The organism is Amycolatopsis keratiniphila subsp. keratiniphila (assembly GCF_001620365.2).
Taxonomy (GTDB): domain Bacteria; phylum Actinomycetota; class Actinomycetes; order Mycobacteriales; family Pseudonocardiaceae; genus Amycolatopsis; species Amycolatopsis keratiniphila.
This window is the reverse complement of the sequence record NZ_LQMT02000011.1, coordinates 85,653-97,818: the sequence shown is the minus strand read 5'-3', so window position 1 is coordinate 97,818 and position 12,166 is coordinate 85,653. Positions and strand designations below refer to the sequence as shown.

The window sequence follows — 12,166 nt, the reverse complement described above, 5'->3', positions numbered from 1 at the left end:
GTACCTCGTGCTTCTATGATCGGGTGGTGCCGGAGAGGGGATTCAAGCGGCGTCTGCCGCTCGCCGTGCTGACCGCGACCTGTGTGGCGATCGTGGTCGCCGTCGCCACCGGTGCGGTGAAACCCGTCCCCGGCTTGGGACTCACGCAGGCCGGGCATTGGGTCGCCAGCCCCGCTCTCGGCTTGGTCTTCCTCGTCAACGGCGCCAACCGGAGCGTGGACGCCCAGGCCGCCGTGCCGGATCTCGAACCCGGCTCCGACGTGGTCCAGGGCGACACGAGCGCGTATGTGATCGGCCAGCGGCGGATCGTCGAATTCGGCAAGTCCGATCTCACCGTGAGCCGCTCGGTGGACCAGCCGGTGACCGGGGAACGGCCGTTCCTGCTCGAAACCGCCGGCGGGCCGTACCTCGTCTTCCGCGAGGCCGGTCGTGTCGTCCGGCTCGGCGACGCCTTCACGTCGATCGACACGGGCGGCTCCCTCGGCGATCCGGTCGCCACCTCGGACGGCACGGTCTGGCTGCAGCGCACGGGCGACGGGAAACTGTGCCGGCTGGCGAAGGGCACAGACACCGTCGGGTGCACGGTGCAGGCCGCCCGCGGGCATACCGGCGCGCTGACCGTCGTCGGCGACACCCCGGCGTTCGTCGACACCACGGCGAGCACCCTGCAGACCGTCACCGACACCGGGCTCGGCAAGCCGCTGGCACTGAACGCGTCGTTCAGCGCGGGCGCGCAGATCGCCTCGGCCGACGCGGCCGGACGGATCGCGATCCTCGAACCGGGCCTGCGCAAGCTGTACTTCGTCGACGCGAGTGGGTTGAGCGCCGGGCGCGCCCCCGGCCCGCCCAAGACGATCGACCTGTCCGACGGCCAGTACTCGCGGCCGACCGCTTCGTCGTCGGCGGTCGTCCTGCTCGACCTGACCCGCAACACCGTGGTCACCTACTCCCCCGACGGCCTGCCACGGCACTCGATGCCGATCCCGCCGGAGAACGGCTCGCCCAAGCTCTCGCGCGGCGAGGACAAACGGGTCTACATCGAAGGCGCGCAAGGAAACCATGTCCTGGTGGTCGATCCGGAGGGCACGGTCGCGCAGGTCGCGGTGACCGCCGACAAGCCGCCGGTCCCCCAGCCGACGACGGTGCCCCCGACCTCGACGACCCAGCTGCCCCCGCAACGGGGGAACGGAGGCGTCCGGCCGCCATCGCAGTCGAGGCCGAAACCGCCACCGCCCGCGACGTCCCCCAAGGCACTCGCGGCGAGCCCACCCGGCCTTCCCAGTGGCCTCCGCGCCACCTTGGCGGGCACGACGGCGAACGTCACCTGGGGCGCGGCGGCCCCGAACGGCGCGGCGGTGACGGGATACCGCGTGTCGTGGACGCCGTCTTCCGGAGCGGGCGCGGGTTCGGCCGCGCTCGATGGTGCCGCGCGGTCGACGTCGATCCCGAACCTGCGCGACGGCGTGACGTACACGATCACGGTCGCGGCGGAGAACCGCGCGGGGCGAGGCGCCCCGGCCACGGCGAGGGTTTCCCCGCCCGCCGGGCCGAGGCCGACGATCACCATCAGCCGCGGCAAGACCGGGACCTACAACGAGACGTGCGAAGCCCCGAAGTGCGCCAAGATCCGTGTGGTGATGAAGGGTTTCCAGCCCGGCACCCGGGTGAAGGTCCGGCCGTGGTCGAGCGATCCCGACTACAGCAACGAGGGTCGCGGTTGTGACATCCCGGCCAGCGGGAACCTCACCTTCGAGGCGTTCGACTTCGGTCAGGTCGGCAACCAGGTGTGGGTGGTCACCGACACCGGCGTGAAGTCCAACGTCATCACCTGGCAGTCGGGCTAGCGGCTTCGCGCGCCTACAGCGTCACGACCTCTCCGCAAGGACCGCGGCTTATGGCGAAACACCCGAATGCGGCCTCCAATCACGCGAATCACGTCCCTGATCACGCGAGTCACGCCTCCGCTCCCGCCGCGTGCCTATATACCCAGTCCGTGAAGGCCTCCTTGAGGGACCCAGAGTCCCTCAAGGAGGCCTTCACGGACTTCGGACAAGGAGGTACAGAAGCGTGTCGTCCGCCTGAACACGCGTGCTGCCCTACGGCAGGAGGCACTAGCGAACGCAGCGGGCGCCACGGATGCCTTTGCTCTCGCTTTCGTAGGAATGCACGCTGTCGGTCGCCTGGACGACGAAGCAGTACTGCCGGCCGGGCTCGACATCAACGCGGTAGGTCGTGCCGCTCTCGACGTAATGCGTCTTCCGCGGCAAGTCCACTCCCGCGACGATGACGGCGTAGTGCAGCGTGGATTCGTTGCTGCTCCAGGAGAGTTGGACGTACTTGCCGTGGTCGACGGGATCGGCGAAGTCGAGCCGCACGGGCTTGACGGTCGTGGTGGGCGCGCTGGTCACCGGGGCGGCGCCGGCGGGCGGCACGCTCAGCTCACTCGGCCGGTTCCGCAGCACGAAGATCCCCGCCGCGGCGAGGACCGCGGCCCCGGCGGCGACCCCCAGGATCAGCCGGGTTTTCCCTTTACGATGGGTTTTCGCGTGTTCGGGGCCGTAGTCCAGGATCGGCGCGCCGAGCGGGCGTGGGGTGGCCGCGGTGCCGGGCGTCGCGCCGAGACGGGCGGCGACCAGGGTGGCGTCGATCGGGCGGGCGCCGGGGTCGCGTTCCAGCAGTGAGGCCACAAGCGGGCCGAGGCCGGGCGGGAGGCCGGGCCGATCGATCGGCGCGACCGGCCCGCTGAGCACGCGCAGCGTCAGCTGGTCCACTGTCTCGCCGGGCTCTTCCCTCGCGGGGGAACGGCCAGTGAGCGCGAAGTACAGGAGCGCGCCGAGGCCGTAGAGATCGGTTCGTTCGTCGCGAATGCCGTCGGTGATCGTTTCCGGCGCGAGGAATCCGACGCCGGGATCGCCGGGGAACGACTGGCGCAGCGCGATCCCGAAGTCCGTCAGCACCGGTGCCCCGGACGCGCGGAAGAGGACGTTGCCGGGTGTCATCCCGCCGTGGACGACGCCGGCCTGGTGCGCCGCGGCCAGCGTCGTCGCGAGGGCTTCGCCCAGGGAAAGCACATCCTGGACGGAAAGCGGGCCGAACGCGCCGACGAGGTCGGCCAGCGATTGCGTGCAGAGTTCCATCCGGACGGCGAACCGGCCGTCCGGCAGTTCCTTCGCCTCGGTGGGAATGAGAACCGTGTCGAGCTCGCTGAGCGAGCTCAACGCGGAAAGTTCCCTCTCCAGCTCGCCGCGGGTGCGACGGTCGACGCGACCGGGGTACACCTTGAGTGCGAAGGCCTCACCGGTCGTCTCGTCCATTCCGGCCAGCACGGTGGCGGCCGGGCCCTCGCCCAATGGCACCAGCTCGTCGTCTTCCATCGTCCCCAGTCTGTCATCCGCCGGCCGTCCACGGCGAATCCCGATGTACCGCGGATGTATTGGCCATGGACCCCGGGAGGCCACTCTTCGCCCATGACCAAGGAGGCGAACATGAAGCGAAATCTGCGGCGCGCGGCCGTCTACGGGGTGGCCGGGCTGGCGACCGCCGCGATCGGCGCGACGACGGCGAACGCGTTGGTGGACAGCTCGACCGACAACGCGGCCCCTGTCCCCGCACCGGCCCCGGCTCCCCCGCAGGCGCCGACACCGGCGCACGTGCCCGGTGCCGCACCGGTCGCGCCGAAGCCGGTGAACGTCTCGCCGAAGGCACACGCGGCGCCCGCGCAGCAGGCCGCGCCCAAGCAGGTACACAAGGTCAAGCCCGCCGCGGCTCATCGCGCCGCCGTACCGGTCGCGTTGTCGAAGCCGCAGGTGAAGAAGGTGCGACAGGCACCGGTGCAGAAGCGGTTCGTGGTGCAGGCGGCGGCCAAGGCGCCGACGGTGTCTCCGGTGAAGCTGACCATCGCCCCTTCCGCGCCGAAGCTGGACACCGCGATCAAGGCCGTCGACGAGGCGCGCAAGACGGTCAAGAACGCCGAGAAGACGTTACGGGATGCCAAAAAGCGGCTCGCCCAGTCCGAAAAGGACTTGAAGGAGCTGCGCGAATCGATGAAGCGGCCGTCGGGCAAGAAGCCCTGCCACGACCACGAGACGAAGCACGACCGGGCCAAGAAGTCCGACCTTCCCGACCGCAAGACGATCACGAAGACCACCCACAAGTCGGGCAACACGGTCACGAAGACGGCGAGCTCGTCGGGCAAGGGCGCGTCCTCGTGGTCCAGCGCGACGTCGACCAACGGCACGGTCTCGGCCGACGCCTGGTGACGCGATGACCGCCACGCTGGAACCCACCCGGTACATCGTGATCCCGCAGGACGTCTGGGAGCGCGAAGACCCGCCGCCACCTCCTGCCGACGAATTCGAGCCGTACCCGGAAGACGACGACGAGGACTACCTCGCGTGCGAACCCACTCCGCTGAGCGTGGGCGCCTACACGGGACTCGGAGGTGCGACAGGCTCGCTGGCCTTCGGCATCGCGGCCGGCGCGCTGGTGACTTCGCCGCTGGGCCTGGTGATCGGCGTGGCGGCGGGCGTCTTCGGCGGCCTGATGGGCCATTCGCTGGCCGAAGAAATCTACGAGCGAACGCATTGAGCTGTCCGTGAAGGCCTCCTTTCCTACCTTGAGCGTAGGGAGGGAGGCCTTCACGGACTGTCCCGAACGGAGGCGACGACAGTGGTGAGCAACAAAGCAGACCCGACGAGAGCGATCCTCTACTCGGTGGCCGGCGGCGTCCTGACCGCGGTGTTCGGCGTGCTCGGGGCGACGGACGCGCACGCGGAGCCGAGGAACACCGCCGGTCAGCCACCTGCCAAGGATCCGAACCCGAAGAAGGCGGAGTCGCCCGCGGGCCGGTTGACCGGGCCGACCCCGGAACGAGCGCGGCAGCAGGCGGCCGACGTCCGTAAGGCCAGGGAAAGCCGGCCGGCGGGCGACAAGAAGACGACAAAGGTCGTCAAGACACCGACCGTCGTGCGGAAAGTCGGCAAATCGTCAGACGTAGGCAAGGATGACAAGAAGAAAGCCGAGTCGCCGGCGGGCCGGCTGACCGGGCCGACCCCGGAACGAGCGCGGCAGCAGGCGGCCGACGTCCGTAAGGCCAGGGAAAGCCGGCCGGCGGACAACAAAAATGACGGCAAAAAGGAGGAAACGCTAGAGGAGAGGGTCGCCAGGACATCACCGACTCCGCAACGATCACGACAGCAATCGGCAGACGCCCGGAAAGCAAAGAAAGACCGACCACAAACCCCGAAAGCCAACGGCGGCGCCGGAGAGATCCTCAAGAACCTGACCTCGGCAGGATCCCGACCCGAAGCAACAGAACGCTTCCCACTCGACCTGTCCCACCCCAAAAAGGAGGAAACGCTAGAGGAGAGGATCGCCAGGACATCACCGACCCCACAACGATCACGACAGCAATCGGCAGACGCCCGGAAAGCAAAGAAAGACCGACCACAAACCCACAAGGACGACAGCGGCGCCGGAGAGATTTCCGCACCGGCACGACTGCCGGATCACCTGCGCGATGTGCTTACCGGCGAACCGAAGTCCGATAGCGGGGACCGGTTTCCGGGCATGGTGCCGAACGCCGTGGTCACCGATCGCGGCCGTGCCGACGGCAGAAGCACAGGAGCGCGCGGGGGTGTCCGCGAGAATCTCGACAGCCTGCTGACCGCGGGTCCCACGCGTGGGCGGTCCGATGAGTTCCCCGGGATGGCGTCCCGGACCCCATCCCGCCCCAGGCCGGCGCAACCACCCGCGGCGGCCAACGACCCGGATGACCACCTGGTCGGCAATGTGGCCGACGAAGCGCGGGAAACCATCGTGGAGAGCCTGGAGGCGATCCCGGCCGCCATCGGCAGCTTCGTGCAGGCGAACCAGGACGCCACGACGTGGTCGGAGGCCGATCCGGACAGCGAAGAGTGGCGCGCGGCCGACAAACGCATCAAAGAACGCGGTGAGGCGGTCGCCGAGATCGTGAGAAATCCCGGCAAGGTGGTGGACGAGGTCATCCGCCCGTACAAGGAGGACTGGAACAGCGACAAGCCGGAACGTGTCGTCGGCCGCGCGGCGGTCGACATCGGCACCATGTTCATCCCCGGTGTCGGCGTCGGCAAGCGGGTACTCAACGCGGTCGAGGCGTTGCCCGGAGGTCGGGGACCCGATCTGGACACCGGCGCCAGGCCGCGGCCGGACCACCAGACGGCACCCGATCGAGTCGACAGCGCGCCGCCGCCGATTACTCCGGACACGGCCGCACCACGGACGGCTTCACGGTCGCCGAAAAATGGCGACCGGCGCGGCAGCAGGGTGCTCCCGAATCCGGTGACGCAACTGCCCACGTTGCCCCGGGCCGGCCGGGGCGATTCCCCCGCCCGCCCGTCGGATCGGGACCGGCGGGACACCGGCACGGACACTTGCCCCACACCGAACAGCTTCGTACCCGGCACGCCCGTGCTGCTGGCCGACGGCACCTACAAGCCGATCGAACAAGTCAGGCTCGGCGACCGGGTGCTGGCGACCGACCCCGTCACAGGCCTCACTCAGGCCCGGCCGGTGATCGACCTCATTCCCGGACAGGGCCTGAAGGAGCTGGTACGGATCACCGTCGACACCGACGGCGACCGAGGAGACGCCACCGGCACTGTCACAGCCACTGACGAGCACCCGTTCTGGGTCGCCGACACCGGCCGGTGGACCGACGCCGAAGACCTCGTCCGAGGAAACCTGCTCCGTACACCCGACGGCCGTCTCCTGCGAGTCGTCGCCCTGGACGAGCGGACGCAACGGCAACAGGTGCACAACCTCACGATCGAAGGCCTGCACACGTACTACGTCAACGTCGGCGGCCAAGACGTGCTCACCCACAACGCCGGCGGTGAGGACTGCTACAGCGGTGGCGCACGGGAGCAATGGCGGGCAGAACAATCTCGACGGCGTGCCGAGCGGTCGGTCGCCGATGCCGATCGGCCGCTGGAGAATCCGCATCCGAACGCCGCACAGGAAGGCCACGGTCATGGCAGGCATGGCTACCAGACGACGGACGGGCAGCAGGCCACGCGAGTACGCACCGGCATGGCCCCGGACGGTCTGGCCGCGCCGGCAAGCCGTGCTTCCCGGTTCCGGAGCGCGCAGGCCGAAGCCGAAGCGCTGGGACGGGCACGAGCCCAGCTCGAAGCCGACCTCCGCGACGGCACAGTGGTTTCCTACACTGATCCTGTGACCGGTCAGCAGCTCTATGTCCATCCGGTTACCGGGAAACCGGTCCGGCACAGAGTCCTTGTGACCACGAACGACCCTCGAGGATTCGGTGAGTCGGCGCAAGTCGCGCGCCGGGTCGGCGGGCCGAGCAGTCCCCTGGCACTGGACGCGAACGGCAATCGCATTCCCGATCTCGTCGTGGCGCCTCAGAAGAACGCCCGCGTCGTCTACGAGTACGCGCCGAACGCGAACGAGTGGCGACCAGTCACCTACTTCCCGGAGCCGTGAGCCGATGTCGCCGAACCCGCAAGACACCATGCTCGACGAGTTCGGGGCGTACTACAACGCCGACGAACTCGAACTGTTCATCCACGACGGCCTGGCGGAACAAGCCGACGAGTCCGCGGAGCGGCTGGTGCACATCCTCGGCGATCGCGCTGCCGAAGTGGCGGACCTCCTGCGGCGCATGGCCGCCGATCCCGCGCATCCGTTGTTCGAGACGCTCAGTACCCAGACGATGTACGACTGGAACGCGGATCCGGGCTCGTGGGCCAAGTTCCAGCAGCTCGCGCGACGCATGTCCGACGGGATCACCAAGGCCACCAGCGGCTGAGTAAAGCTCCGATGTACTGGAGACGACCTGTTCCTGTACCTGGCCGGTTACCGTGAGCAGGTGGCATCATGGGCCGAACGGTCCAGCGGGATCGACATCGCAGGGGGCAAGGTGGGCAGGTCCAGGGCCGGTGAGGCCTTCGAACTGATCGCGGCGAACATCCAGGGGGTGATCCGCGGCAAGCCGGAGATCGTCCGGCTCGCCGTGGCCGCGCTCTTCGCCGAGGGGCACCTGCTGATCGAGGACGTCCCCGGTCTCGGCAAGACCACCTTGGCCCGTTGTCTCGCCCGCAGTATCGGCGGCAGCTGGAGCCGGATCCAGTTCACCCCGGACCTGCTCCCCGGCGACATCACCGGCGTCACCGTCTATCACCAGAAGGACGAGCAGTTCGCGTTCCACCCCGGCGGCGTCTTCGCCAATATCGTGGTCGCCGACGAAATCAACCGCGGTACCCCGAAAACGCAGTCCGCGCTGCTCGAGGTGATGGCCGAGCGACGGGTCACGGTCGACGCCGTCGGGCACGAGGTGCCGCGGCCGTTCCTCGTCATCGCCACCCAGAACCCGATCGAGATGGAGGGCACCTACCGGCTGCCCGAGGCCCAGCTCGACCGGTTCCTGATGCGGATTTCGGTCGGCTACCCGGATTTGCAGTCCGAGGTCATGGTGATCATGGGTGACTGCGCCGGCGTCTCGGCCGACGATCTGCCCGCGGTGGTCGACGTCCCGATGCTGCTGGCCGCCATCGCCGAGGTCCGCGCCGGTCACCTCGATCAGGCCGTCTGCGAGTACGCCGCCCGGATCGCCGCGGCCACCCGGGTCCATCCGGCCGTGCGGTTCGGCGCGAGCCCGCGCGGCAGCATCGCGCTCGTCCGGGCCGCGCAGGCGATCGCCTCGACCGGCAGCCGCCAGTTCGTCACCCCCGACGACATCAAGGAAGTCGCCGTCCCGGTCCTCGCGCACCGGCTCGTGCTCACCGCGGAGGCCGAGCTCAACCAGCTCGGCCCGGCGGACATCGTGGCCGAGGTGCTGGCGTCCGTCCCGGCGCCGGCGATGAACCACGCGGGCCGCTGACCATGCGGCTGACCGCCCGCGGCGTGGTCCTGCTCGTGGTGTCGGCACTGCTGCTCGTCGCCGCCGAATGGGCGGGCTACCCGCTGTTCCGCGTGCTGGGTGTGGCCGGGCTGGCCGCGGTGGCCGCCGCGGTCGTGGTCACCGCGCGCGGTCTGCGTGTCGGCGTCAGCCGTGAGGTGTATCCGGAACGCGTCGAGCGCGGACGTCCGGCGCTCGCGAAGCTGACGGTCCGCAACCTCGCCGGGCGCCGCCAGCGCGGATTCGACGCCAGGGACAAGGCAGGCGCCGCCGTCCAGACCATCCGGGTCAGGTCGCTCGCCCAGGACGCCGAAGCCACCTATCGCTACGAACTGCCTACCGGACGCCGCGGCAGGCTCCCGGTCGGGCCGCTGACACTGCACCGCGTCGACCCGTTCGGCCTGGCCAGGAACCGGCTTTCGGCCGGGGAGACCGCGGAGCTCTGGGTACATCCGCGACGGCACCCCGCGCGTGCGCTGACCGGCGGCTACCCACGCCATCACCACGAAGGCAGCACGACCGACTCGTTGCGCGGTTCGCTCGACCTTCGCGACGTCCGTGAATACCAGCCGGGCGACGAAATCCGGCACCTGCACTGGAAAGCCACCGCGCGGACCGGCCGGATGATGGTCCGTGACTACGCCGATCCGCAGCAGCCGCGGTTCACGCTCCTGCTCGACACCCGCCGTTCGTCCTTCACTCCCGAGGTTTTCGAAGAAGCCGTCGACGTCGCCGCGTCACTTCTGCACGCGTCCGCGATGGCCGGGCACCACACCCGGCTCGTCGGCTCCGGCGGTCTCGACCTCGCCACCGCCGGCGGCCCGCTCGGTTCGCGGCTTCTGCTCGACGAGCTGTGCCAGCTCGGCCAAGACGCCGGCGAGGCGCTCGTGACGCGCGAGCTGGCGTCGGCGCGCGATCAGGGCGGCTGTCTGATGGCCGTCACCACCGGCAGGCTGGACGGGCTGACCGCCCTGCGGCCCCGCTATTCCTCGCTGTTCCTCGTCGACCTCGCCGCGACCGAACCGCCCGTCGTTCCGGGTGTCCGCGTGATCAACGCCGCCGACGCCGCGCACGCGGTGCGCAAGTGGAACGAGGTGACGGGATGAACCGGCTCACCGTCGCGCTGATCCTGCTGGCCGCCATGGTCGCGGGACTGTTCTTCGCCCCGGTGTTCGGTGTGGCGGCGTTGCTCGCGCCCCTCGGTGTCCCGTTGCTCCTGGTCTTCGGCGTCACCGAGCTGTGCTCGCGCAGGGAATCCCTGGTGCCGTGGCGCGCGTCGCTGCTGCTGGTCGTCGGGCTGGCCGGGGTCGTGGAGACCGTGCTCTACTCGACGACGGCCGCCGGTTTTCCCACCGGGGCGACGTTTTCCGCGCTCGCCGACGGCGTCACCGAATCCTGGCGGCTCGCGCTGCAGTCGACCTGGCCCGCCCGGCCGGAGCCGTCCACGCTGTTGTTCGTCCCGCTGCTGGTGCTGCTGGCCGGGGTGATCGGGGTGGAGCTGCTGAGGCTGAGGCGGCCGATCCTGGCGCTCCTCCCGAGCTTCACCGTCGTGGTCGTGAGCCAGCTTTTCCAGGCGCTGTCCGGATTCCCGGCCCTGTTCTGCGGACTCGGGTACGCGGCCGTCGCGGGCGGGGTGTTCGCCCTGATGCCACAGTCGGACGCCGAAGGCCACCGCGGAAAGGTGCCCGCGCTGGCGCTGGCCGTACCCGCGCTCGTGCTCGGTGTCGCCGGCGCGCTCGTCGCGAACCTGCTCGTACCCGCGCCCGGTCCGGCGTACTCGCTGAAACGGGACCAGGTCGCCGAACTCGACGCGCGAGTCGGGAATCCGCTCGACGAAGTGGCCTACCGGCTGGAACATCCGGGCACGCCGTTGTTCTCCTTCCGCGGCGACACCGACACGGACCGCTGGCCGCTGGTCGTGCTGGACGACTTCGACGGCGTCAACTGGACCCCCGGCAGCCGCTATCGGCGGCTCGGCACCGAACTCGCGCCCGGCCCGGCGGTGTCCGTGCCCGCGCACCGGCGCTCGGCGACGGTCACCACGAGCGGCCTGACCGGGCCGTGGCTGCCCAGCCAGACCTGGCCCGCCGCGGTCGGCGGGATCGCACCGCTGGTCGAGGAATCGCAAGGCACGCTCTGGTTGCCGCGCCCCGGCGACGGCCCACAGCGGTACACCCTGAGCTGGTGGTCGCCGGAGATCCATCCGGCGGATCTGCTCGACGCGGCGCTCGACCCGGCCGCGCCCGGCGGCCTCGCGGGCATCGGCGACGTGCCGCCGGAAGTCGGCCAGCTGGCCCGGGAGGCGGTCGGCGGGCTGCGCCCCAGCTTCCGGACCGCGCTCGCGCTGGAGCGGTTCCTTCGCGAGCGCTACCGGCTGGCCACGGGAACCGACCTGCCGAGCGGACACGGCTGGCCACAGCTGCGGAAGTTCCTCTTCGAGACCAAATTGGGCACGAGCGAGCAGTTCGCGAGCGCCTACGTCGCCCTCGCGCGGACACTCGCCATCCCGGCCCGCCTGGTGGTCGGCTTCCGGACGCCGGACAAGCCGGACGCCGGCGGCGGCTACACCGTCCACAACGGCGACGTCGTGGCCTGGCCCGAGGTCGCGGTCTCCGGCGTCGGCTGGGTCGCGCTGGATCCGACGGGCGCGGCGCGCACCGGAACCGGCGGCGCGACCAGCCTCGCGGCGGTGACCGCGCAGGCGCGCACGCAGCTGCCACCGGCCGCGCAGATCCAGGAACGGCCACTGCCCGGGAGCGATGCCGGGGCCGGCGACGGCGGCACCGGAGACGGCGGCTGGACGTTCCCGTTCGGCACGGTCCTGATCGCGCTCGCGGCACTGCTGGTGGCCTGGCTGGCCGGTGTCCCGCTCGCCAAGGGCGCCCGGGCATGGTGGCGGCGACGTCAGCACGGCATCGGCGCGGTGCTCGGTGCCTGCCGGGAGGTCAAAGACCGGTTGCGCGAACACCGCGTCCCGTGCACCGCGGGTATGACGGTCCGCGATCTGGCGGCCGCCGCGCACGGCACCGGCGGTCAGTCCACAGTAGACGGACTACGACTGCTGGCGTCCACAGTGGACGTCGCGCTGTGGTCCGGGGTGGGCACCGGCCCGCACTCCGGACCGCAGGCGTGGGCCGCGGTACGCGAAGTCCGGCGTGGCCTGGCCCGGCGCGGCCTGCGCGCGCGGCTGCTTGCCGCGGTGAACCCCCGCACGCTGTTACCCGCCCGCTCGTGAATACGGGGCGCTGTACGGCAGCGTCACCCATCTAG

The 12,166-nt window shown here is 70.3% G+C and carries 9 protein-coding genes; 8 read left to right on the top strand and 1 reads right to left on the bottom strand.

Features of this window, described 5'->3' with window-relative positions; all coding sequences use genetic code 11:
- The first annotated feature begins 26 nt into the window (after nt 1-26).
- Nucleotides 27-1,844, top strand: a complete 1,818-nt coding sequence (locus AVR91_RS11375) for a fibronectin type III domain-containing protein (RefSeq protein ID WP_063275239.1) — start codon at nt 27-29, stop codon at nt 1,842-1,844.
- Between the two features lie 267 nt (nt 1,845-2,111).
- On the opposite strand, the gene AVR91_RS11370 is transcribed toward AVR91_RS11375, so the two are convergent.
- Nucleotides 2,112-3,374 carry a serine/threonine protein kinase gene (locus AVR91_RS11370; RefSeq protein ID WP_063275220.1) on the bottom strand — a complete coding sequence of 421 codons (1,263 nt, stop codon included), beginning with the start codon at nt 3,372-3,374 and terminating at the stop codon, nt 2,112-2,114.
- 111 nt (nt 3,375-3,485) lie between these two features.
- Here AVR91_RS11370 and AVR91_RS11365 point away from each other — a divergent pair, with 111 nt between their 5' ends.
- From AVR91_RS11365 to AVR91_RS11335, 7 genes are all read left to right on the top strand, one after another.
- Nucleotides 3,486-4,259, top strand: a complete 774-nt coding sequence (locus tag AVR91_RS11365) for a TMF family protein (protein WP_143253959.1) — start codon at nt 3,486-3,488, stop codon at nt 4,257-4,259.
- Nucleotides 4,260-4,263: 4 nt separating this feature from the next.
- Complete coding sequence (locus AVR91_RS11360; RefSeq protein ID WP_063275222.1) at nt 4,264-4,587, top strand: hypothetical protein; 324 nt, start codon at nt 4,264-4,266, stop codon at nt 4,585-4,587.
- A 126-nt stretch (nt 4,588-4,713) separates the two neighbouring features.
- A complete protein-coding gene (locus tag AVR91_RS11355) occupies nt 4,714-7,482 on the top strand; it encodes a polymorphic toxin-type HINT domain-containing protein (RefSeq protein ID WP_228709184.1) in 2,769 nt (922 codons plus the stop codon).
- Nucleotides 7,483-7,486: 4 nt separating this feature from the next.
- Nucleotides 7,487-7,807, top strand: a complete 321-nt coding sequence (locus AVR91_RS11350) for a hypothetical protein (RefSeq protein WP_063275224.1) — start codon at nt 7,487-7,489, stop codon at nt 7,805-7,807.
- Between the two features lie 111 nt (nt 7,808-7,918).
- Complete coding sequence (locus AVR91_RS11345; RefSeq protein WP_063275240.1) at nt 7,919-8,878, top strand: AAA family ATPase; 960 nt, start codon at nt 7,919-7,921, stop codon at nt 8,876-8,878.
- Nucleotides 8,879-8,880: 2 nt separating this feature from the next.
- On the top strand, nt 8,881-10,002 hold the full coding sequence (locus AVR91_RS11340; RefSeq protein ID WP_063275225.1) for a DUF58 domain-containing protein: 1,122 nt from the start codon (nt 8,881-8,883) through the stop codon (nt 10,000-10,002).
- Entirely contained in the window at nt 9,999-12,131 is a 2,133-nt protein-coding gene (locus tag AVR91_RS11335; RefSeq protein ID WP_063275226.1) for a transglutaminase family protein, read from the top strand. The genes AVR91_RS11340 and AVR91_RS11335 overlap by 4 nt, the downstream gene beginning before the upstream one ends.
- The last annotated feature ends 35 nt before the right edge of the window (nt 12,132-12,166 follow it).

Excerpts from the sequence above, each read along its gene's own strand:
- AVR91_RS11370 (WP_063275220.1), bottom strand. The coding sequence starts at position 3,374 with ATGGAAGACGACGAGCTGGTGCCATTGGGCGAGGGCCCGGCCGCCACC.
- AVR91_RS11365 (WP_143253959.1), top strand. The coding sequence starts at position 3,486 with ATGAAGCGAAATCTGCGGCGCGCGGCCGTCTACGGGGTGGCCGGGCTG.
- AVR91_RS11360 (WP_063275222.1), top strand. The coding sequence starts at position 4,264 with ATGACCGCCACGCTGGAACCCACCCGGTACATCGTGATCCCGCAGGAC.
- AVR91_RS11350 (WP_063275224.1), top strand. The coding sequence starts at position 7,487 with ATGTCGCCGAACCCGCAAGACACCATGCTCGACGAGTTCGGGGCGTAC.
- AVR91_RS11340 (WP_063275225.1), top strand. The coding sequence starts at position 8,881 with ATGCGGCTGACCGCCCGCGGCGTGGTCCTGCTCGTGGTGTCGGCACTG.
- AVR91_RS11335 (WP_063275226.1), top strand. The coding sequence starts at position 9,999 with ATGAACCGGCTCACCGTCGCGCTGATCCTGCTGGCCGCCATGGTCGCG.